The sequence below is a fragment of the Capnocytophaga genosp. AHN8471 genome, from assembly GCF_016806945.1.
GTDB lineage: Bacteria > Bacteroidota > Bacteroidia > Flavobacteriales > Flavobacteriaceae > Capnocytophaga > Capnocytophaga periodontitidis.
The window spans coordinates 21217-43639 of record NZ_JAESPJ010000018.1 but is presented as its reverse complement, the minus strand read 5'-3'; the positions used below and the strand labels follow the sequence as shown (position 1 = coordinate 43639).

17 protein-coding genes are annotated in these 22423 nt (G+C 38.1%); 7 read left to right on the top strand and 10 right to left on the bottom strand.

The features are described 5' to 3' along the window. Positions 1 to 287 precede the first annotated feature (287 nt). The 7 genes from JMN12_RS08160 to lepA all read right to left on the bottom strand — a co-directional run bounded on the left by JMN12_RS08160 (position 288) and on the right by lepA (position 10389). The gene (locus JMN12_RS08160) at positions 288 to 2756 is read right to left on the bottom strand and encodes a M1 family aminopeptidase (protein ID WP_203138532.1); all 2469 of its coding nucleotides are present in this window, start codon (positions 2754 to 2756) and stop codon (positions 288 to 290) included. Between the two features lie 109 nt (positions 2757 to 2865). Then, on the bottom strand, positions 2866 to 5268 hold the full coding sequence (locus JMN12_RS08155; protein ID WP_203138530.1) for a TonB-dependent receptor: 2403 nt from the start codon (positions 5266 to 5268) through the stop codon (positions 2866 to 2868). 103 nt (positions 5269 to 5371) lie between these two features. Further along, on the bottom strand, positions 5372 to 5533 hold the full coding sequence (locus JMN12_RS08150; RefSeq protein WP_203138543.1) for a hypothetical protein: 162 nt from the start codon (positions 5531 to 5533) through the stop codon (positions 5372 to 5374). Positions 5534 to 5576: 43 nt separating this feature from the next. Then, positions 5577 to 6338, bottom strand: a complete 762-nt coding sequence (locus tag JMN12_RS08145; RefSeq protein ID WP_203138528.1) for a hypothetical protein — start codon at positions 6336 to 6338, stop codon at positions 5577 to 5579. Positions 6339 to 6426: 88 nt separating this feature from the next. Next, on the bottom strand, positions 6427 to 6954 hold the full coding sequence (locus JMN12_RS08140; RefSeq protein ID WP_203138526.1) for a hypothetical protein: 528 nt from the start codon (positions 6952 to 6954) through the stop codon (positions 6427 to 6429). Positions 6955 to 6976: 22 nt separating this feature from the next. After that, complete coding sequence (locus tag JMN12_RS08135; protein WP_203138524.1) at positions 6977 to 8464, bottom strand: FRG domain-containing protein; 1488 nt, start codon at positions 8462 to 8464, stop codon at positions 6977 to 6979. 128 nt (positions 8465 to 8592) lie between these two features. Next, on the bottom strand, positions 8593 to 10389 hold the full coding sequence (gene lepA / locus JMN12_RS08130; protein ID WP_203138523.1) for a translation elongation factor 4: 1797 nt from the start codon (positions 10387 to 10389) through the stop codon (positions 8593 to 8595). Positions 10390 to 10715: 326 nt separating this feature from the next. Between lepA and metK the strand changes: the two genes are divergently transcribed. From metK to JMN12_RS08115, 3 genes are all read left to right on the top strand, one after another. Then, complete coding sequence (metK, locus tag JMN12_RS08125) at positions 10716 to 11963, top strand: methionine adenosyltransferase (RefSeq protein WP_203138522.1); 1248 nt, start codon at positions 10716 to 10718, stop codon at positions 11961 to 11963. Positions 11964 to 12094: 131 nt separating this feature from the next. Next, entirely contained in the window at positions 12095 to 12673 is a 579-nt protein-coding gene (locus tag JMN12_RS08120) for a flavin reductase family protein (protein WP_009412825.1), read from the top strand. A gap of 136 nt (positions 12674 to 12809) precedes the next feature. Next, on the top strand, positions 12810 to 14873 hold the full coding sequence (locus JMN12_RS08115; protein WP_203138521.1) for a M13 family metallopeptidase: 2064 nt from the start codon (positions 12810 to 12812) through the stop codon (positions 14871 to 14873). Here the strand turns inward: JMN12_RS08115 and JMN12_RS08110 are convergent. The 3 genes from JMN12_RS08110 to prmA are packed head-to-tail and all read right to left on the bottom strand — an operon-like array spanning position 14837 to position 17862. Beyond that, positions 14837 to 16336, bottom strand: coding sequence for a phytoene desaturase family protein (locus JMN12_RS08110; RefSeq protein ID WP_203138520.1), 1500 nt, complete (start codon positions 16334 to 16336; stop codon positions 14837 to 14839). The genes JMN12_RS08115 and JMN12_RS08110 overlap by 37 nt on opposite strands. A gap of 3 nt (positions 16337 to 16339) precedes the next feature. Continuing rightward, on the bottom strand, positions 16340 to 17026 hold the full coding sequence (locus tag JMN12_RS08105; protein WP_203138519.1) for an SMUG2 DNA glycosylase family protein: 687 nt from the start codon (positions 17024 to 17026) through the stop codon (positions 16340 to 16342). Further along, positions 17026 to 17862, bottom strand: coding sequence for a 50S ribosomal protein L11 methyltransferase (prmA, locus tag JMN12_RS08100; RefSeq protein WP_203138518.1), 837 nt, complete (start codon positions 17860 to 17862; stop codon positions 17026 to 17028). Before prmA ends, JMN12_RS08105 begins: the two co-directional genes overlap by 1 nt. 123 nt (positions 17863 to 17985) lie before the next feature. On the opposite strand from prmA, the gene JMN12_RS08095 reads away from it, so the two are divergent. From JMN12_RS08095 to JMN12_RS08080, 4 genes are all read left to right on the top strand, one after another. Then, on the top strand, positions 17986 to 19236 hold the full coding sequence (locus JMN12_RS08095) for a hypothetical protein (protein WP_203138516.1): 1251 nt from the start codon (positions 17986 to 17988) through the stop codon (positions 19234 to 19236). 31 nt (positions 19237 to 19267) lie between these two features. Then, positions 19268 to 20674 (top strand): dihydrolipoyl dehydrogenase, encoded by a 1407-nt coding sequence (gene lpdA, locus JMN12_RS08090; RefSeq protein WP_203138514.1) that lies wholly within the window; start codon positions 19268 to 19270, stop codon positions 20672 to 20674. A 317-nt stretch (positions 20675 to 20991) separates the two neighbouring features. Continuing rightward, positions 20992 to 21690, top strand: a complete 699-nt coding sequence (locus tag JMN12_RS08085; protein WP_198466940.1) for a DUF6089 family protein — start codon at positions 20992 to 20994, stop codon at positions 21688 to 21690. A 10-nt stretch (positions 21691 to 21700) separates the two neighbouring features. Beyond that, positions 21701 to 22423 carry an isoprenyl transferase gene (locus JMN12_RS08080; RefSeq protein ID WP_203138512.1) on the top strand — a complete coding sequence of 241 codons (723 nt, stop codon included), beginning with the start codon at positions 21701 to 21703 and terminating at the stop codon, positions 22421 to 22423.

Genomic DNA, 22423 nt, shown 5'->3' with positions numbered 1-22423 from the left:
ATGACAAAAACCGAATGACGAAGAATGACCTTTGAAAAAAGCAGTAAAAAATAGGGAAGTAATTTAAACTTATAAAAAATGAGTAATCCAAATATTTTATATGATATTGTACTAAAAATCAAAAATATATGGATTACTCAATTAGAATTGGTAAATAAAAAGATTCTACGACCAAATTTCTACCTCATTTATTTCTACTAACAAAAGAAGTTTTATATCTAATTTTGATATAATAGCATCTTTAAATGAGTCAACTTTGGCAAAAGTATGTAACAATTATTTAATCATTATTTGAACATACCTTTAATCTCTTCTAACATTTTAATTTGTTTTTTTACAGATTCAGTTTGGTTTAAGCCGCGTTTGATAGTAATACCTTCATCTAATACGCTTTTTAGCATTTCTTTAGCTGCAGGATTTTCCATATCTTTAGCGATTTCTTTGAGTGATTTAGTTAATAATTCTACGTGTGAGGTATTATCTAAATGCATTGCCCATTCATAGCCTTTTTTAAAGTTAGCAGCTGTGTCGGGAGTGTCTTTTTCAAAGAAAGGATAGTATACAAAATAAGGAAGTATTGCGGGGAGATATTGCTCCATTTGGTTATCGACAATAACGCCTGATAATCCCGCTAATTGATCGGTATCGAAATCTTTGATGTTTCCTTTTTCAAGAATACTCTTAGCACGTGCGGGATCAGTACGAGCTATCCCATTGATAGCTGCATTTTTAATAGCCCCTGAAGGAGATTCAAGGTTTTTCTCGAATATAGGAGTATATTTATTTTTGTCCTTAGAGGTTGCTAATACCCACATTGCTGCCGATTTAGCTAAGTTTTGAGGATCGGAAGAGGCAATTTTTTCTACCATAGCCATTTCTTTGGCGTTGAGATCGTAGTTAGCGAGTTTTTGCAAGGCTTGTACGCGTATTTGGAAGAAAGGATCTTTGAGAGCCGCAATTAGAATATCTTTACCTTCAGATTCGGTAGGAGCACTTACCGCTTGTAATCTGCTTTTAAGTGATTTAGCGCGTTGTATTTGGAACAAGTACTCTGCCCACGATTTTTGGTATTGTTCATTCATCAATATCACTCCTTCAGGGTTGATATCTATGAGGGTAGGCATTTTTCTCATTGGGAAGGTGAAAACGTTTTCTTTGCGAGCATCTACCCAAACGGTGTGTCTCATCACGCGATTGTTGATGTACAAATCTATATCCAATGGGAATTGGAACAAGAGGTCTTCACTTTGTGTTTGTATCACTTTTAGGGTGAGTTTACCTCTTTTGAAGTTCTTTTCTATATTTACAGTAGGGTTACCATTGCCGAAATACCATTGGTTGAAGAACCAGTTGAGGTCTTTACCACTCACTTTTTCTAATGAAAGGCGTAATTGGTGAGCTTCGCCAGTACCGTATTCATTGGTTTTGAGATAATCGGTAAGTCCTGCAAAGAAAGCAGCATCGCCCAAATAATTGCGCAACATATGCAAGATAGCTCCCCCTTTGTTGTAGGAAACTAAATCAAACATATCTTCGCGGGAGTCGTAACCAAAACGCACTAAATCTTTTACAAAATCGTTAGGGCGGTGTTGGTATTGGAGGGTGTTGTTGCTCAAGTGGTATTCAGCGACATCTTTGCCATATTTGTGCATCAACCACAAGTACTCGCTATAGTTAGCAAACGACTCGTTTACAGTGAGGTTTGACCAGCTTTCGGTAGTTACCAAATCGCCAAACCAGTGGTGTGCCAACTCGTGAGCGATGATAGGCTCCCAATAATTTTGGTCGGCTAAAGCACCTGCAGTTTGATAAGCGCTTTCGGCGTGGCTAACGGCTGTAGTATTTTCCATTGCACCACTCACAAATTCGCGTACTACCATTTGGGCATATTTAGACCAAGGGAAATCGTAGCCAAAACGTTCGGAGAAGAAAGTAATCATCTCGCTTGTATTGCCAAATATCTGTTTAGCAACAGATTCATATTCTTTTTCTACATAGTATTCAATAGGCACTGTACCACGCCAAGGGGTATCTTTAACCACGGCAAATTCTCCTGCTCCCATAAAGAAGAGGTAAGGAGCGTGAGGTCTATCCATCACCCAATAGTCGGTGCGCATATTGCCTTTCTTGTCACTGCTTTTTAGCAGACCATTAGAAAGGGTGACAAAGCTCTCGGGTACAGTGATTTCAATTTCTTGGGTTGTTTTTTGGTTAGGTTTGTCGATAGTGGGGAACCAACAAGAAGAGCCTTCGGTTTCACCTTGAGTCCACACTTGGCGCATAGGCTTATCGGCTTCTCCTTTAGGGTTGATAAAGTAGATCCCTTTGGCATCGGTAATTGCTTCTCCTCCTTTTTCAGTTACTTTCTCAGGCTGAGCAGTGTAGCGAATATAGATGGTATAGGCTTCGTCTTTCTGGTAGGTTTTGTTGAGTTTTATCTTTAGCAAATTGTTTTTATAGCTATAAGAAAGCCCCCGTTGTTTGCCATTCTGGTCTAAGGCTACCTTGTGAATGAGCATAGCCTTGGCATCGAGAATAAGGCTATCGGTAGCATAAAAATAAGGGGCAGCGGTGAGCCATTCTTCTCCGCTGAGGGTTTGGTTGTTGAAGTTGAAACTTACCTTTAACTTGGTGTGCTTCAAGGCAGTTTTCTTCTCAGGAGTCGCACGGTAAAGACTTCTACCCGAAGTATCGGTCTGTGCAAAAATGTAGCCCGTGAACAATAGGGCAATGATGGTAAAAAGTGTTCTTTTCATCGGTTTATCTTATTTGCTTGAAATATACTGATAATTTATTTTTCAAGGGATGATTTCAACCGCAAAGATATATCTTTTTACCATTATACCGAAATAAAACACCAAAAAATTATAATCGCTCTACTTCTTCAAGTTCGTTTGTATGGACTTCTTTGGCTTTTCCAAATTGATAAGTGAGGTTTAGTTTGACTTGCCGGCTTTCGCTATTGCCATAAGCATAAAGGTCTAAGTTAGGCAAATGGCTCTCGCTATCCCAGCGCTGGGTGTGGAAAATATCGGTAAAACTAAGGGTGGCTGTAAGGTGATTGTTTAAGAAAATACGCTGTAAACCAAGGTCTATACCTCCTGAAGATTTGGCTATCTCGTTGATACCTGCTAATCTGCGCGAATTGTAAACCGCTGTGAGCTCGCCTTTGAGTTGCCAAGGCAAACGAAAGTAATTTTGCATTGTTAGGCTGTACTGCCAACGATTGAGGTGTAACTCGCTACCTTCTAATACAGTGCCTTTATTCTCTATATAACTGAGATTAGGGGTAAGGGTTGTTTGGCAGCCGTTGCCCCAATTCAGTTCTTGATAGAGTGAAAAGAGCAAATGGTGCTGACTGCCTATATTTTTAGGAATTGAAATGATTTTGTTGCTTTGAAAAGGTTCACTGATACTGCTAAAAAAGTCGGTAGAGTAGCTGTAAGTCATTGTGAAAGAAGTTTTTTTATACGAAGCTGAAAGGGTAGCTTTTTGTATTTTTTCAGGAGCTAAAAACGGATTTCCTTTCCAATACGACAATTCGTCTAAAAGGTATTCAAACGGGTTGAGATTTTGGTATTCAGGTCGGTTGATGCGAGTGCTATAGCCTGCAAATAGCTGTAGGTCATCATTGTATTGGTATTGCAAACTCAGGGTAGGGAAGAAGTTAGTATAGTGTTTTTTATGCTCTTGTTGGCTGTTTCCACTGCCCTCAATAGGCAATAAAAGTCCGTTAGAAAAAGTAGTTTCGTTGCGTACCCCTACCTCAGCAGACAAACGGTCGGTAAGAGGGTAGCGATATTGAGCATAAACGGCAAAAATACGCTCTTTGAAGTCGAATGCATTAGAGCGGTTTACATCTATAATGTTATGGGGAGCCAAGTGTCTGTAAAACTGAAAGCTATTGTCCGAAAACACTTGTGAGTACTTAGCTCCTGCTGTAAGGCTGCCTCCCCATAGCGGTAATTCCGAACGAAAAGAAGTAGCGAAGATATGTATTTTGCGGTCGTTTTCGGAAAGATATAACTCGTGAGAAAGCACATTGCCCGCAGGTGAACGGTAAGTATTAGGTTGCCAATTCCCTGAACCACCATCGAAAAAAGCGTAATCTATATCTAACTGGTAACGTTCGTTATCGGAAGGAGCAAAAGTATAATAAGCATTGGCACTGTAGCGGTTCGCTTTTTGCATAAAGTAATCGTTGTAGCCCGATAATGTTTTTTCCAATACATTGGCAGCATTGAAAAAGCGAGTGGTTGTGCTAGTAGTTCCTTTGCCAAATAGCGTGTTGGCAGAGAGTTGCACGCCTAAAGTATGTTGTTCATCAGGCAAATAGTCATAGCCAATATGTCCTGCAATAGTTTTGCGTTTTTCGGTATCATCGGTGGGACTTTCATAACGCAAGCCATTTTGTAGGCGCTCGCTGCCGTAATCCATTGCGTAATGCCCTAACTGATGATTGTAACCCAAACGCAATATGCCTTTATTTACGCTGTGTTGCAGTTGGAGTTCCGTATTTTGGCGCAGATTCCACCAATACGACAGCCCATTGTTCAATGAGAAGAAGGTACCTTCCACCGTTTTTTTATCTAATACAATGTTCACCGCACCAGCTCCCCCTTGAGCCTCGTACTCGGCAGGAGGGTTGAGCAATAATTCTGTTTTTTTGATTTGCGCCATTGGGATAGATTTCAGATAACTCGCCAAATCGTCGGGTTGCATATAGGTAGGTTTCCCATTGATGAGCACCAATACATTGCTTTTTCCGCCAATGCTCAGGTGATTTTTGCTATCTACTACTACATTTGGGGTGCTTTTTAGTGCATCGAGAGCCGTTCCAGAGGCGTGTGTTAGGCTGTTTTTAGGTGAAAACACAATCTTGCCCTGTTCCATATATACAGCAGCTTTCTTTTGAGGAGCTGTAATGACTACTTCTTCTAAATCAACTGATGTTTTTAGTTCGATAGCAAGCATTTCAATAGACTTGTTCAGCTGAAAAGGTTCGCCTGTATACGACAGATAGTCGTTAGTACCTTCAATATAAATACGCAATTTGCGAGGGGAAGAAGTAAAGCTAAAGAGTCCGTTAGCTTCGGTAAGAGGTTCACTTACAATAAAGTTTGTGTCGGCATCTAATACTTTGATAGCCACATTGGCAATGCCTTCGAGTGAAGCGTTATGCACAAAACCTTTTACGGTGTACTGTGTTTGTGCAGAAAGGGTTGTGAGTGTGCATAGCAGGCACAATAAGAAACTCAATCTTTTCATTGTACAATAGTTGTTGGTGAATAATGGTGCAAATGTAAAAAAAAAACACACTCTACAAAATAAATGTGTTTTTATTGTGATTCAATGGTTTTTATAATATGCGCTAATAGTCGCAAAAATACTTACACTCCCTAACACATTCTACCTCTAACTTATCAAAAAATGTATTTAGCGGTGCAATATAAGGGTCGAGATCTAACAGCTTCCCATTGTAATCTACTGGGAGCTCTTCGATAAAAAGGTTATTGCCAATGAGGATGGGCATATAAAATATGGTTGAAATTAACTTACACAACTTTTTTTGTATTTTAATTCTTTTTAAAGCTAAATGAACTTTTTTGAATTTCAGAAATTGGGTATTCTTCTACTTGCTCTATATATTCATTGTAGATAAAAAGATTTTCACTTGTTTTATAAATGAGATATTTACAAGTATCCCCTTCTTTTAAAATTTGAGTTCCATCTTTTAATATAATATTATAAGTAAGTTTTTCTTTTTTTACATTTTTAGCACTTTCTATCCCTATTTCATATGAAAAAATAGTAAAAGCAGATATTATTATTATAATAGTTGAAACATTTCCTAAGTAATACCATACGGCAAAAATAAATACAAAAGATAGAATTATTATTCCTATATATTGCAATGATAAAAGCTTAGAATTGTATAGAAAATATAAATAAAATAGAAAAATGATTATTAATAAGGTTACACTAATAATTGTTATTTTATTCCTTACGCTATTTTTACCCATTTGAATAAAAATAACTAAAGAAAGTGAGGTACAAAAAAGTGCTACAATTGATATTAGAAAATAGTATAATAGTAATTTAATATAGAGAACTTTTATACAATCATTAATATTAAAGTACATTTCGTAAGAAATACCAAATTCACCTAAAAAAGAAGCTAAATATATAAAGCCTATAAGAATAAAAATAGGTATAGATATGATACTCATTAGAGTCCAATCAATTTTTTGTTGATTAATGTTTTTTTTATTTCTATTTTTCTCTAATAAAGAGCTACCTATAGAAGTATAATGCTTATTTCTTTTAATAATTCTCATTTCTAAAAATATTTATGTAAAATTTTTAATATTATGAATTAATCTTTAACTTTGCTATTTGATTTTTTTTAATACTCTAAAAAATTAATTAACAGCCTAACATATCTTTCAACTTCTTATTAGCATCAAAAGTTTTATTTTTGAACTTATTAAGTGGGGTTGCAGAACCTCTCAGTACGGTTTCTAATATACTAATTTTAGAAGGTTTTTGAGTGTTAGAATTATTTTTTATATTAATTAATACAAGAGAACAATTATTAAAGGCATATTTTGAAGCCTCTCTATAACCTTTTTCATCTTTTGCTCCAAAACCTAATTTTTTCATAGAAATTACATATAGCAATCTATTAAACCATGCATTTGTTCTCAAATCAAAATGCTTAGCTATCCTTTCAGTAAAAGAAACTGTTTCAGCTTTTCCTACCAAAATAATATCCTCTTTTTCTTTAAAAATATATACTCCACATCCTCCTTCAATAAACTCGTCATTACAATAAGTTAAGTCTTTAACCTTCAATTCATTTAAAGGAATTCCTTTTATTTTTTTGATTACTTCAATAAAGTCACCAAGTGTGAAATCTTCGTAATTCTCAAATTCTATAATGTAGTTTTTCATATTCATTATTTTACAAGAAAGATTACTTTTGAGTATATTTTTCTTTAATATAATCAGCTACTTTATCTATTTCAGGGAATAAAGTGCTTTTGTTTATACCTAATTTGCTTAATTCATTTTTAATATTTTGTTTATGTGAACTTTTAATTATAAATCTTTTTTTGACTTCTCGCTGTTTGCCAGACTCAGAAGAGGTATCTATCAACTCATCAAATTCGTTTTTTTCAATTTCTACATTTCCTCTTATTACCCATTCAGAAGGAACTTTTGACATTTTTTTTGGGGTTTTATCCCAATAAGGAATTTCTTTTTTTTCTATTCCAAATATTAGAAAAGCTCCTTGTTGTCTTACGATGCGAGGATTATCTAATTTAGGTTTAATTGCAAAAACTTTATTTATATCTCTTGGGTCTATTGCAGAAATAAAATAAGGTTTGTCCTCTTTTACAAAATTTAATAATTTTTCAAAATAACGCATATTAATCCAAGAAATCTCTTCATTAATAAAAGAAAGTATTTTATCTTCAAGTTTAGTAATAAAACTTAAGTTTTTCTTACGAACAAGAAGAGTTTCTAACTCTTTAACTACATTAAATTCATTAATAGCAGAGATTATTTTATCTTCAAGTTTAGAATGAAAGCTATTATTACCAACAAAATAGGAATTAATATTTTCTTTTTTAGGAAAAAGAGCATGGTTAATTTTTATAGTGTCTTTGGCATTTGATATAAAACATTTAATTTTGTTATTTGTTTCAGTATGAGTTAAAATATCTATTTTTTTTACCAGATTCACAAAATTATTTATTTGAGAGTCTATGTTAATAGAATTTAAATTTTCTTTGTTTGTTAAATTAAGTAATTCCTTTAAACAATCATAGCTAAGGAAATCAATCTTTGTTTTTAAAAAAATTAACTCATTTTTATATTGTTCGTATTTTTCTAAGTCTCCATTTGTGTAAAAAATATCATTACACTTTACTATGTTAGCTAAAATAGTAACTCTATCACTATCAAAGTAACGAATATTTTCGTTAGGAATATTAAGGACTATAACCTCTCCATCTATATCTTCTTCTTTATAAAGAGACTCTCCTTCCTTATTGAATTTAGGGCTCCCTTTCTTATCTATTTCTCTTTTGATCATTTTAGATTCTTCACAAGCAAAATATAAAGCTACTAAAGGATTGGTTGTTAAGTCTAATAACCGTGTAGGAACTCCATAATGTTGCATTAATGCTAATGATTCTACAGTGCTTTTTCCTTTAAAATCATAAGGTACATTAGAAATCATATCCCTATAAATGTTATGTTCATTTTCAATGAATTTTTCTTCTCGATAAACATAAGGTTTTAATTCATAAGTTTCATTAGTATGTCCCCTATAGAATAAAGTATTTTCTTTTTCTCTTATCTCTTTTTTTTCTATCTCTTTTATCTCGTTTAAAAAATCACTTACACTTTTTATGTATGTTATATTTTCTTTGTTTTCTACATTTTGTGTGCCCATATTTTCATTTATTAAGGATTACAAAATTCCTAAGATATGTTCTACTTTCTTTCTATTCAACTTTGCCAAAGTTTTGGGACTTTGGCAAAGTGTAGAGATGCAAAAATAATTGCCTGACCGTGCTACGGTCAATCATTCAACTTCAATACCGCCATAAACGCACTTTGTGGAATCTCTACATTCCCCACTTGGCGCATACGTTTTTTACCGGCTTTCTGTTTCTCTAAGAGCTTACGTTTACGAGATATATCCCCTCCGTAACATTTGGCAGTAACGTCTTTGCGGAGCGCTTTGATAGTCTCGCGGGAGATGATTTTAGCCCCAATAGCCGCTTGTATCGGAATGTCAAACTGCTGGCGCGGGATCAGCTCACGTAGTTTTTCACACATCTTTTTGCCTATATTATAAGCATTATCGGCGTGGATAAGGGCAGAGAGGGCATCTACCGATTGTGAGTTGATAAGGATATCCACCTTCACAAGGTTAGAAGCACGCATCCCAATAGGTGAATAGTCAAACGAAGCATAGCCTTTGCTCACTGTTTTAAGTCGGTCATAGAAGTCGAACACGATTTCGGCAAGTGGCATATCAAAGTTCAGCTCTACACGCTCAGGGGTGAGGTAGTGTTGATTGGTGATGACACCACGTTTTTCAATACAGAGCGACATCACCTGTCCTATAAAATCCGATTTGGTGATAATGCTCGCCTTGATATATGGCTCTTCCACGCGGTCTAATTTCGACGGGTCAGGAAGGTCAGAAGGGTTATTTACAATAATCGCTTTTTCGGGTTCTTTTTTGGTAAAGGCGTGGTAACTTACGTTGGGTACAGTAGTAATCACGGTCATACCAAATTCGCGTTCCAAGCGTTCTTGTACGATTTCTAAGTGCAACATTCCTAAGAATCCACAGCGGAAGCCAAAGCCCAAAGCGGCAGAACTTTCGGGGGTAAACACTAAGGAAGCATCGTTCAATTGGAGTTTTTCCATTGAGGCACGCAACTCTTCGTAATCTTCGGTGTCTACCGGATAAATTCCAGCAAAGACCATTGGTTTTACGTTCTCAAAACCATCAATAGCTTCTTTGCAACCGTCTACTGCCGAGGTAATCGTATCACCCACTTTTACCTCACGTGCATCTTTGATACCGGTGATAAGGTACCCCACATCGCCAGTGCTAATTACCTGCTTGGGTACTTGGTTGAGTTTGAGGGTTCCCACCTCGTCGGCATCATAGATTTTGCCGTTGGACATAAACTTGATTTTCTGTCCTTTGCGTATTTCGCCATTCATCACGCGGAAGTAGGTTTCCACTCCGCGGAAAGAGTTGTACACCGAGTCGAAAATCAACGCTTGTAGCGGTGCTTTAGAGTCGCCAGTAGGGGCAGGAATACGCTCGATAATAGCCTCCAAAATCGCCTCTACGCCCAAGCCTGTCTTACCACTCGCTGGGATAATCTCATCAGGTGAGCAGCCAAGAAGATCTACAATGTCGTCTTTCACCTCCTCGGGGTTAGCACTCGGTAGGTCTATTTTGTTGAGTACGGGAATGATTTCAAGGTCGTTTTCGAGAGCCAAGTAGAGGTTGGAAATCGTTTGTGCCTGAATGCTTTGAGCAGCATCTACGATCAGGAGAGCCCCCTCGCAAGCAGCGATGGAACGGGATACCTCGTAAGAGAAATCCACGTGACCTGGGGTATCAATAAGGTTGAGGATATATTTTTCGCCTTTGTACACATATTCCATTTGGATAGCGTGGCTTTTGATAGTAATACCGCGCTCGCGTTCCAAGTCCATATTGTCCAAAAGTTGGTCTTGTTTTTCGCGTTCAGTAACGGTTTGGGTAAAGTCGAGCAAACGGTCGGCTAAAGTACTCTTGCCGTGGTCGATATGTGCAATAATGCAGAAGTTACGTATGTTTTTCATTGTATAAATTAGTCGTTAGCAATTTAGTTAATAGTTGTTATTACGAGGCAATATGCCACAACTATCAGTAATTGAGGGCGCAAAGGTAGTAAATAATTAGTGAATTAACAAATTTAGAAGAAGATAGGATTTCAAAGAAGTCTGAGTTTTGGCAACTAAAAATTGTTCGTTGTTATTTGTCTATTGTTTTTTATTTTGTAATTTTGCCGCCAATTAATAACAAAGAGGACAAATTTGTACTGATTGCAACCTCTTGGGGTATTTCCCAAAAAATGCTAAAACAGTTCTTCTTTACAATGGCGTCCCCTGCTAAATCATAATTATCAATGGGATATTTATTCACCTCTGAGTCCGTTTCAGAAGGACATCCAGACAAAATCGCTGACCAAATTAGCGATGCACTTATCGACAACTTCCTCGCTTTCGACCCCCACTCTAAAGTGGCTTGCGAGACATTAGTAACAACCGGTCAGGTTATATTGGCTGGTGAAGTAAAATCTAACACTTACATCGATGTACAACAAATCGCGCGCAACGTGATTGAGAAAATTGGCTATACCAAAAGCGACTATATGTTTGAAGCCAAATCGTGTGGGGTGCTTTCGGCTATTCACGAACAATCACCCGATATCAATCAAGGAGTAGATCGCGGAAAACCTGAAGATCAAGGTGCTGGCGACCAAGGTATGATGTTTGGCTATGCGGTAAACGAAACCGAAAATTATATGCCACTCGCTTTAGACCTTTCACACGCTTTGTTGAGAGAATTGGCTGCATTACGCCGTGAAAACAAGGAGATTACCTATTTGCGCCCCGATGCTAAAAGTCAGGTAACTCTTGAGTATAGCAATGACAACAAGCCAGTGCGTGTGAACACTATTGTGATTTCAACCCAGCACGACGACTTTGATACCGAAAAGAAAATGCTCCAAAAAATTAAAGAGGACATCGTGAAAATTCTCATTCCGCGTGTGATTAAAAAGTATCCTCAATACGCACCTTTCTTTGACGATAAAATTATTTATCACATCAACCCTACAGGTATTTTTGTGATTGGAGGTCCTCACGGCGATACAGGACTCACTGGTCGCAAAATTATTGTAGATACTTATGGTGGTAAAGGAGCACACGGTGGGGGAGCATTCTCTGGTAAAGACCCGAGCAAGGTAGACCGCAGTGCGGCGTATGCTATGCGTCACATCGCCAAAAACTTAGTAGCAGCAGGCGTTGCCGATGAAATATTGGTGCAAGTGAGTTATGCCATAGGGGTAGCTGAGCCTACAGGTGTGTATGTAAATACTTATGGTACTGCCAAAGTGAACCTCACTGATGGTGAAATAGCTAAAAAAATACAAGAAATCTTCCCATTGCGTCCGTATGATATAGAACAACGCCTAAAATTGCGCAATCCTATCTACAGCGAGACTGCTTCTTATGGACATATGGGGCGTACTCCTGAGGTTGTAACCAAAGTATTCTCATCGCCTTATCACAAGACGAAAACGATAGAAGTAGAGCTCTTTACTTGGGAAAAATTAGATTTCGTTGAAAAAGTAAAAGCAGCATTTTTTTAATGACGAGTTACGAATTACGAGTTAGGAATGATGAACTTTGCTAAAGTTGAAACTTTGGCAAAGTTTTTTTTTCTTTTCATTGTCAATTGTTGTTTTTTTCTTACTTTTGTGCCATCAAATAAAAAAATAGTATGAAGTCTTTTTTACCAACTATGTTTTATTACGGGTTTCCTGTAGTACTTCTTACTACTACCGATAAAGATGGAAACGCCGATGTAACGCCTATTTCAAGCACCTTTACTTTAGGTGCGAATGCTGTGATAGCGCTTGTAAAACTAAACAAGGCTTATCATAATGTGATGGAAGTGCCCGAGGTAGTTTTTAACCTCCCTACGGCAGCTATGTGGGAAAAAGTAGAGGCAATTGCCCCTTATACCGCTCAAAACCCTGTGCCTCCTCAAAAAATGGGTAAATACACTTATACTGATGACAAGTTTAGTATTGGAGGATTTACTCAATTACCTTCAGAAAAAGTACGCCCTCCGCGTATTGCCGAATGTCCTATTCAGGCAGAAGCTAAAGTGAAAAACGTGAATGACCGCGATGCTTATGTACTTGTGGAATTGGAATTTGTGCAAGTACACGCTGAAGACCATTTGGTAATGGAAGGTAATAAAATCAATCCATTAGAGTGGGAACCTCTTATCTATAACTTTAAACATTATTACGGATTGGGAGAACACAAAGGTTTGAATTTCAGTATTAAGTAATGGCTTATCTAAGATAAGAAAAAAGAAAGCTTTGCTAAAACTCTTACAAGGTTTAGCAAAGCTTTTTTTATATTCTTTATTGTTAATTGCTAATTATTTTTTACCTTTGCTTCATTAAACAAAAACATTATACAAGATGATGAGAAAAACAGTAAAAACCGCACTGTTGTTTTCGTCGGCAGCACTCATCGTTGCTTGTGGCGGAAATAACAAAAAATCAGAAAATGCAATGATAGACAAAAATGCTGACAAGGGGCTTTCCCTTGCTGAAATGGACACTACGGTACGTCCGCAAGATGATTTTTACAACTATGTGAACGGTACGTGGGCTAAAACTGCCAAAATACCAGCCGATAAACCTACGTGGGGCTCTTTTCATATTTTGCGCGAGAAAACCGATGAGAATTGCTTGCTCATCTTGGATAATCTCCTTAAGGAAAACTTCGCTCAAGGTACTGAAGGTCAGAAAATAAAAGACCTCTACGAATCGTTTATCGATTGGAAAAAGCGCGATGCCGAAGGGCTTAAACCTATTGAAGGTTATTTGAATAAGATTGAGGCTATTAAAAACCTCACAGACCTTCAAAAGTATTTGGAAGAGGTAACTCGTGAGGGCGAAAACCCTATCTGTGCTTGGGGGGTATATGCCGATATGAAGGATTCTAATATGAATACTGTGTATCTCGGCAACTTTAGCATCGGTATGGGGCGCGATTACTACCAAAAAGATAACAAGGAGAATACTGAGGCTTTACAAAAGTATCAAGATTATGTAAAGGCTATCTTCAAAGTGCTTAAAGACGATAAAGCCGCTGAGAAAGCTAAACAAATGGTAGATTTTGAACGCTCGGTAGCTAAATTGATGCTCACCAATGAGGAAGACCGCAATCCTAACCTTAGCTACAACCCTCAAACAATGGCTGAGCTCAGCAAATTAGTGAAGAACCTCAATCTACCTCAGTTTCTTAAAAACGTAGGGGTGAACACTGATAAAGTAGTTGTTTCTGAAATTCGTTTGTACAAACAATATGATAAGTTTATCAACGAAAAGAACTTGCCTCTTATCAAAGATTACCTTAAATATCAATTAGTAGCTGATAATGCGAGCAACCTTACCAAAGAACTCGATGAGCTTTCTTTTAACTTCTACAACAAGGAGTTGCAAGGACAACAAGAACAACGTCCGATGAACAAACGCGCTCTAAGTGTGATCAATGGTATTTTGGGTGAAGCCTTTGGTAAATTGTATGTAGAAAAGTATTTTCCACCTAAAGCTAAAGAAGAAATGGTTACTTTGGTAGATTATCTGAAAAAGAGCTTTGCACAACATATCAAAGATGTAACTTGGATGTCAGATGCTACTAAGGAAAAGGCTTTGGCTAAACTCAATAAATTTACTGTGAAAGTAGGTTACCCCGATAAGTGGGAAGACTACTCTAAACTGACCATTGAACCGGCTGCTAAAACGGTGTATTTTGCTAACTTGCAACGCGTGAGTGAATGGGCTTACCAAAAAAGTTTGGAAAAAGTAGGCAAGCCTGTAGATAAAACTAAATGGGGTATGTCGCCTCAAACAGTGAATGCGTATTACAATCCATTGTATAATGAAATTGTGTTCCCTGCGGCTATCTTACAACCTCCTTTCTTCAATTTCGAAGCCGACCCTGCGGTGAACTTCGGTGGTATTGGTGCTGTAATAGGTCACGAAATGACACACGGATTTGACGATAGTGGCGCTGAATTTGACGGCGATGGTAATCTAAAAAATTGGTGGACTCCTGAAGATAAAAAGAACTTTGAGAACGCTACCAAAGCCCTTGCTAAACAATACGACCAATACGAACCTGTAAAAGGTGTATTTGTAAATGGTACTTTCACCAGTGGTGAAAACATAGCCGACCTCGGTGGGGTGAACATCGCTTTTGATGCTTTGCAAATGTACTTAAAAGACAAAGGTAATGTAGGTAAAATAAGTAATTTCACTCAAGATCAACGTTTCTTTATCTCTTGGGGTACTGTATGGCGTACGCTTTCTACTGATAAATATCTTACAAACCAAGTAAAAACCGACCCTCATAGCCCAGGATATTTCCGTTCATTCGGTCCGCTTGTGAATGTAGACGCTTGGTATAAAGCCTTTGATGTAAAAGAAGGTGATAAACTTTATAAAAAACCTGAAGACCGCATCAAAATTTGGTAGGTGAGCACCGCACTGATAGTAACTCCTACTAATCCGTGCATTGCAACACTCTGCCCTGTAACATACAAATTTTTGATGTGAGTTTGTGGCATAAAAACGCTTTCCATTATATGGTTAGCGTTTTTTTTGTAGCCGTACAATGCTCCCGTGGGGTTGCCTATATAATCGCGGTAAGTAAGCGGTGTAGAGGTGTAGTAATGAGCAATAGCACTTTTGAGTGTAGGAAATTGTTGAGCAACTACATCTAATAAATCTATAGCACGCTGACTTTTGAAAACTTCATACTGGTTGCCTCTTGGGTTACCCTCGGTATTGGTCGTGAAACTATTTTGCCAGCGTTGCAGTTCATCAGTGTTCATATAGGTGAGGATAGTAACATTATCAGTATATTCCCTGCTGTCCTTTGGAGGATTCATAGAGAGCATATACGAAAGCGGGAAGTTGTTAGTAGGATAATTAGTAGCGTGGTAAACACTGTTATTATCCTTAAACCAATACACATTATAGGGCAAGTAACGAAAAGCATTTGGCTTGAGTACCAAATGCAATGAAAAGGCAGCAACCGTAGGTTGTAAGCCCTGCACGCGTTTGCAAAAAGAAGGCTTAAAAGGTGTTTTGCCTGTGATGTTGAGTAGTTGCTTTACATCTATAGCCGAGATGATTTGTTTTGCGACAAACTGCTCTCCTTGCTTGGTGAGTACTGTGTTGATAGTATTCCCTTCACTGTATTCAAACCCTATGACCTCCCTTTGGTTGAAAAGGTCAGCACCATATTGGCGCAATTTTTCAATGAGCAAGTTGGTGATTTGGCTACCACCTTGTGTGAGTCGCCAAGCGCTTTCTATATATGAATTGACCGATAGCGCGTGCACGTATAAAGGTGTCTGCTCATCAGCGCCTCCATAGAGAAAGTTAGAGCCTAAGAGTACCGCTTTGAGTCGGTTGTTGGTAGTAATATCGTTGAGGAAGTCTAAGAGTTTCAAAGAAAGCGTATGCACATCGTAATCGGCTACTGCTTGCTTATGGCGGTAGAGTGGAAACTTATCGCAAATAGATTGCATCGTGTGGGTGTACTCTTCTAAGGCTTTTTTTTCATTGGGGAAGTAGGAGAGGAGTTGTTGCACGAAGTTCTCATAACCCTGAGCGTGAGGATACATCACGTTAGGTGTATCGCCAAAACAAATACGGTCGTAGCCGTTTATATCAAGGCGTTCTACCGAAAGATGAGTGGCAATACCTACATCTTTAAAATATTCGTATAACACCTGACCTTCTGCGAGACTTCCTATGTAATGCACTCCTGTATCAAACAGCGTATTATTGCGCACAAAAGTTTGCAGGTTACCCCCATACTGCTCATTTTTCTCCAATATACACACTTTCTTTCCTGCTTTAGCCAAGAGCAAAGCCGAAAAGAGCCCCGAGAGTCCGCTACCTATCACCAAAACATCGTATTGCTTCATTGTCTATATTCCAAAACTCGTCAAAAACTTATCGATATACAGCTGTTTTTCTTTTGATTTATACTGTTGGATAAAGCGAGGGTGCTCTAATACTACCATTTCACCAAATAAAGTAGCTTCTTTATTTAATTTTTGTAAGAAAGTAGCGTTCTTTTTGCCTAATACGAACACCTTTTGAGTATCTACTCCTAAGGCGATATGCTTTTTTAAAGTTTTTATCATATAGTCTTTTAGTGATTTGAAGAGTGCCTCTTCATCGTAATAATTAGCATTGAGCCATTTGCCGTCCGAGGCTTTTCGCACAATAGCCAAAGGAAAAGGAGAATTGATATAAAAATCATTGTAGAACTTAGTAACTCCACCGTATGCTTTTATCATATCATACATAAAAACAGATGATACTTCGTGAGTATGTGCCGACTTCATTGCAATACCACACTCGCTTTCCAATCGCTTGGTATCAGTAAAAGGAACGCCTGTGACCCCTGCCCCGTGTCGGCTGGGATTGATACCTATAATGAATTTCCGCTGACGGTTATCGTTGTAGAATTTGTGATAAAAAGCACGCATTACCTCCATAGTTTCAGGGTTATCCATATAAGGATTCAGCACATCAAAATCTTTAGGCAAGGATTGGTTGTACTCTAAATGCGTGTTGAAGTTGATAATTCTATCGGCAAAAGTATTCATTAGGCTTGTTTTTTGAATTTTACTGCTACCCAGTTGTTGCGTTCTAAGTTCTCGATGTATTGCAAACCGTATGCTTCCGCTTTTTCGCGGATAAGAAGTATATCTTCCTTGTAAAAACCACTGAGCAAGAGAGTGCCTCCTGCTTTGAGAGCTGGTACATACTGCGGTATATCGTTTAAGAGAATATTACGGTTGATATTGGCAATAATAAGGTCGAAGTCTTTTTCATTAGCCAGTGAGGAAGCATCTCCCAGCTGTACTTTGATGTGCTCACAACCATTGTGTTCTACGTTTTCTATAGAGTTCTCTACACACCATTCGTCTACATCAATAGCGAGTACCTCAGTAGCACCGCGTTTGGCTGCCATAATAGCGAGTACGCTTGTACCACAACCCATATCGAGCACTTTTTTGCCTTTGAGTTCTTCCTTTAAAAGGAATTGCAACATCATATAAGTAGTTTCGTGATGACCAGTACCGAAGCTCATCTTAGGGTCGATAACAATTTCATAAGGGGTATGTGCTTCGGGGTGGAAGGTAGCACGTACAGTACACTCATCGTCTACGGTGATAGGCTCAAAGTGTTTTTCCCATTCCTCATTCCAGTTCACCTGTTCAATAGTTTGATGTGTGTAGGTAATTTGGAACTCCTCGCTGTGAAGTATCTGTATGTCAGAGAGTATATTAGCATTCCAAAAGGATTCTTGTATATAAGCCTGCAAACCGGTTTCGGTATCTACAAAGCTCTCGAAGCCTACTTCGGCGAGTTCGGCAACTAATATTTCAGAAGCAACCCCCATAGGGGCAATGGTAAAAGTGTATTCTATGTAATTCATTCAATGAGAGGTAAAATCCGTTTAGAGCGCAAAAATAAGAAATAATTGCAAATAGAATGTGATAAATAAGAAAAAAGTTATATCTTTGCGGGGTGTATGATAACTTTAACCCAATACATAAATATGAAAAAGATAGTATTTTTGTTTTTAGTGGCCTTATGGATGGTAATGCCTGCTTCAGCTCAGTTGTTACGTCATAATTTCGACGACGAGGGCAATACTTTCATTCAAGGTATCGCTCGTGCTCAGTTTTGGGCGCGTTATACCGAAACCAACCCTGGTACCGCTGTGAATGGTGAAGTGGTGAACAATGTGTTTGACTTTTCAGTGCGCCGTGTCCGTTTAGGAGTCTATGCCCAAGTAGAAAAGAAATGGTTGTTCTATGTGTTGTTAGGAAATAACAACTTCAACCAGAGCACCCTTCGCACTGCTAATTTGCGTCTCCTCGATGCTCTTGCTCAGTATACTTTTAGCGAAAAATTAAGTATTGGTATAGCCAAAACTACTTTCCTCGGTGCAGGGCGTTATTCTAACGGATTTTCTAATGCATCTATGCTCACCCTCGACCCTTCAGTTTATTACCTCAATACACTCAATCACTTCGATGATATGGGGCGTAGAATAGGTGTTTATGCCAAAGGTCAGTTAGGTAAATTCGAGTATTTTGCGGCCTTGCAAAACTCAACTATACCTCCTTCTTCATTCAGCTATAGTAAAGGGCATCCTCAACCCTTTACATCAGCTTACTTAAAATACGAATTTTGGGATAATGAGGGAAATCTTTTGCCTTCTAGTGGTGGAAATGGCACTTATATAGGTAATAAACATATTATGAATCTCGGTTTGGGGTATGAATATCAAGCTAAAGCGAGAACTTTTACCAATACTACTGATACTTCTTATCGCGATTATTTCAATTTAGGAGTCGATTTCTTTATGGATACCCCTATTTCCGAACGAAATGATGCTATTACAGCTTATGTAGGTTTTAATAATATCTATTTTGGTAATGATTATGTGAGATTTGTAGGAGCAAATAGCATTTTTGAAGGAGGAACTTCACTCAATGGTGCCGGTAATGCCTCTCCTGCAGTAGGTACAGGCAGGAGCTTGTTCTTGCAATTGGGTTATCTGCTTCCTAAATGGGAAAATTCTGATATCCGTCTACAGCCTAATGCAAGTTGGCGTTTTGCAAGTTATAAAACTCTTAATAACAATATAAATATATATTCTGTTGGTGTAAATACTTATTTCAAAGGACAAAAAAGCAAACTTTCTTTAGCGTATGAGAACCGTCCTGTTTTTAGTGCTACTGACAAAAAGGTGAGTACTCGCTTAGGTACCTTTATATTGCAGTACCAAATAGAATTGTAAAAAACTAATTGACAAATAAATATCAACTATTATGAAAATGTACGACATCGTTATCATCGGTTCTGGTCCAGGAGGCTATGTGGCTGCAATTCGCGCCGGACAATTGGGCTTCAAAACTGCCCTTGTAGAAAAATACAACACTTTGGGGGGTACTTGTCTCAATGTAGGCTGTATTCCATCTAAAGCCTTACTTGACTCCTCCCATCATTACGAGGAAGCAACACAACATCTTGAGGCTCACGGCATCGAAATTACAGGTGAAGTGAAGTTCAACTTAGAGAAAATGATTGAACGCAAAGCGGCTGTGGTTGAACAAACCTGTACCGGAGTAAAATTCTTAATGGAAAAAAACAAAGTAGATGTTTTTACAGGCGTAGGTAGTTTTGAATCTCCTACCCAAATTAAAATTACTCCTAAAGAAGGTACTCCCGAAATTATCGAAGCTAAATATACCATCATAGCTACAGGCTCTAAACCTGCAACTTTGCCTTTTATCAAACTCGATAAAGAACGTGTGATTACCTCTACCGAAGCTCTTAAACTCAACGAAGTACCTAAACATCTTATTGTAATAGGGGGCGGTGTGATTGGCTTGGAATTAGGACAAGTGTACAGCCGTCTCGGGGCTAAAGTATCCGTAGTGGAATATACCGATAGTATTATCCCTACAATGGATAGAGGTTTAGGACGTGAGCTTACTAAAGTGCTAAAAAAACAAGGATTTAATCTCTATACAAGCCATAAAGTAACCGAAGTAACTCGCGACGGTAATATAGTGACTGTAAAAGCAAACTCTCCTAAAGGAGAAACTATTAGCTTAGAAGGTGATTACTGTTTGGTAGCCGTTGGACGTCTTCCTTATACACGTGGACTCAATCTCGAAGCTGCTGGTGTACAAAAAGATGAACGGGGTAGGGTAGTAGTAAACGACCGCTTGCAAACTAATGTGCCTAATATCTATGCTATAGGCGATGTGGTACGTGGCGCTATGCTTGCTCATAAAGCCGAAGAAGAAGGGGTATTAGTAGTAGAACAACTCGCTGGACAAAAACCTCATATCGACTATAATCTCATACCAGGGGTGGTCTATACGTGGCCTGAAGTTGCCTCAGTAGGAAAATCTGAAGAACAGCTCAAAGCCGATGGAGTTGCTTATAAAGTAGGTCAGTTTGCATTTCGTGCCTTAGGGCGTGCGCGTGCTAGTATGGATACCGATGGCTTTGTGAAAATCTTAGCAGATTCCCAAACCGATGAAGTATTAGGAGTACATATCATTGGAGCTCGTGCTGCCGATATGATAGCCGAAGCCGTTACAGCTATGGAGTTCCGTGCTAGTGCCGAAGATATTGCTCGTATTTGCCACGCACACCCCACTTTCACCGAAGCTGTAAAAGAAGCCGCCTTAGCAGCTACCGAAAATCGTGCTATCCACGCGTAAAATAATAATAACACAAAATTTTGCCAAAGTTCTATCACCCATTATGATGCGAATTTTGGCAAAATTGAATTGTAACCATCTCACCTTTTTTCATTTTTATATCCCAATTTTGTTATTTTGGCACAATCTTGGTAGCAAACTCTTGTAGTGCGATTTTTTTGTAAAGGAGTAGTTTTTGTTTGTATGTATTTAACAATCAGTTGTATAACTGTATTTTTTAAAGAGTTGTAAATGTTAAATAAAACAAAAAAATAACAAATGATGAGTGTTATGTCGCATAAAACACCTATATTTGCGCCTTGCATAGAATAGTATATATGTACAAAAAGTTATACATCGTATTTATAGTATTGGTGGCGCAACTCGCCTCAGCACAGCGATATGAGTTAGGGGTCTTCTTAGGAGGAAGTAACCCTATTGCTGATATTGGTCGCACTCACTACGTCTACCCTAATGAATTTGCTTTCGGAGGATTGTTCAAATGGAACTTCCACGAACGTATGTCTGCTCGTGTGCAGATTACTAAAACAGTTATCAGTGGTAATGATGCTCAATCAGATATCCCAGGGAAACGCAATCGTCAGTTTGCCTTCCGTACCGATGTTACCGATATGACTGCTGGTGTCGAATGGCATTTCTTTAGCTACAAAATCAAAAACCTGCTCGATCGCCCCATTACCCCCTATATCTTTGGAGGAATTACAGGATTTTGGCACGACGATTTGTATTTTGATCCTGCTTACCCTAAACCTACAGACGCTATTGATACCTCACGACGAGATTTTGATTTTGCCGTACCTGTAGCTTTTGGCGTAAAAGCTAAAATTACAAACCGATTGATCTTGGCAGGTGAGGTGATGTTCCACTTTACCCTTACCAACAACTTAGATGGTACAGCTCCTAAAAACCGCCCCTTTGTTTTTGGCAATATAGGTAGAAGTTATGATTGGTATACCCTTTCAGGACTCACTCTTACCTATACTTTTGGAGAATGGCCTTGTTATTGTAGAAATTAGTGAAATTTAAATGGAAATAACCAAATACCCGAAACACTTGGCTATTATAATGGATGGCAATGGGCGCTGGGCAAAAAAACAAGGTTTGCTCAGAGCTTTCGGTCACGAAAAAGGTGTACAAACAGTAAGGCAAGTAGTGGAATATTGTGTTGAACATCAAATCCCTTATCTTACTTTATACGCTTTCTCTACTGAAAATTGGAACCGTCCCGCCTTAGAAGTAAAAGCCTTAATGGAACTATTAGTGAAGTTCTTAAAAAAAGAGATGGAAAACCTACTGAAAAACAATGTAAAATTGAATACAATAGGCAATTTAGACCGCTTTCCACCCAAAGCCCGTGAAACATTGCTCGCTACTATTGATAAACTAAAAAACAACACGGGGGTTATCCTTACCTTAGCCCTTAGCTATGGAGCACGAGAGGAATTGCTCACCGCTGTTAAACAGATTGCCACTGAGGTGAAAAATGGTACCCTAACCTCCAATGAAATCACTGAGCAAACTATACAACAACATTTGTATACTAATAATCTACCCGATGTAGATTTGCTCATCCGTACCAGTGGTGAATACCGCATTAGTAACTTTTTGTTATGGCAAATAGCCTACGCCGAACTCTATTTTGCTGAGGTTCTATGGCCAGACTTTACTAAAAAACACTTAGAGGAAGCGCTCCTTAATTATCAAAATAGAGAAAGACGATTTGGAAAAACAAGCGAACAACTTACGTAA

Excerpts from the sequence above, each read along its gene's own strand:
- JMN12_RS08105 (WP_203138519.1), bottom strand. The coding sequence starts at position 17,026 with ATGAATACTTTTGCCGATAGAATTATCAACTTCAACACGCATTTAGAG.
- JMN12_RS08115 (WP_203138521.1), top strand. The coding sequence starts at position 12,810 with ATGATGAGAAAAACAGTAAAAACCGCACTGTTGTTTTCGTCGGCAGCA.
- JMN12_RS08080 (WP_203138512.1), top strand. The coding sequence starts at position 21,701 with ATGGAAATAACCAAATACCCGAAACACTTGGCTATTATAATGGATGGC.
- JMN12_RS08160 (WP_203138532.1), bottom strand. The coding sequence starts at position 2,756 with ATGAAAAGAACACTTTTTACCATCATTGCCCTATTGTTCACGGGCTAC.
- JMN12_RS08135 (WP_203138524.1), bottom strand. The coding sequence starts at position 8,464 with ATGGGCACACAAAATGTAGAAAACAAAGAAAATATAACATACATAAAA.
- JMN12_RS08140 (WP_203138526.1), bottom strand. The coding sequence starts at position 6,954 with ATGAAAAACTACATTATAGAATTTGAGAATTACGAAGATTTCACACTT.
- JMN12_RS08120 (WP_009412825.1), top strand. The coding sequence starts at position 12,095 with ATGAAGTCTTTTTTACCAACTATGTTTTATTACGGGTTTCCTGTAGTA.
- JMN12_RS08110 (WP_203138520.1), bottom strand. The coding sequence starts at position 16,336 with ATGAAGCAATACGATGTTTTGGTGATAGGTAGCGGACTCTCGGGGCTC.
- metK (WP_203138522.1), top strand. The coding sequence starts at position 10,716 with ATGGGATATTTATTCACCTCTGAGTCCGTTTCAGAAGGACATCCAGAC.
- JMN12_RS08145 (WP_203138528.1), bottom strand. The coding sequence starts at position 6,338 with ATGAGAATTATTAAAAGAAATAAGCATTATACTTCTATAGGTAGCTCT.
- prmA (WP_203138518.1), bottom strand. The coding sequence starts at position 17,862 with ATGAATTACATAGAATACACTTTTACCATTGCCCCTATGGGGGTTGCT.
- JMN12_RS08095 (WP_203138516.1), top strand. The coding sequence starts at position 17,986 with ATGAAAAAGATAGTATTTTTGTTTTTAGTGGCCTTATGGATGGTAATG.
- lpdA (WP_203138514.1), top strand. The coding sequence starts at position 19,268 with ATGAAAATGTACGACATCGTTATCATCGGTTCTGGTCCAGGAGGCTAT.
- JMN12_RS08085 (WP_198466940.1), top strand. The coding sequence starts at position 20,992 with ATGTACAAAAAGTTATACATCGTATTTATAGTATTGGTGGCGCAACTC.
- lepA (WP_203138523.1), bottom strand. The coding sequence starts at position 10,389 with ATGAAAAACATACGTAACTTCTGCATTATTGCACATATCGACCACGGC.
- JMN12_RS08150 (WP_203138543.1), bottom strand. The coding sequence starts at position 5,533 with ATGCCCATCCTCATTGGCAATAACCTTTTTATCGAAGAGCTCCCAGTA.
- JMN12_RS08155 (WP_203138530.1), bottom strand. The coding sequence starts at position 5,268 with ATGAAAAGATTGAGTTTCTTATTGTGCCTGCTATGCACACTCACAACC.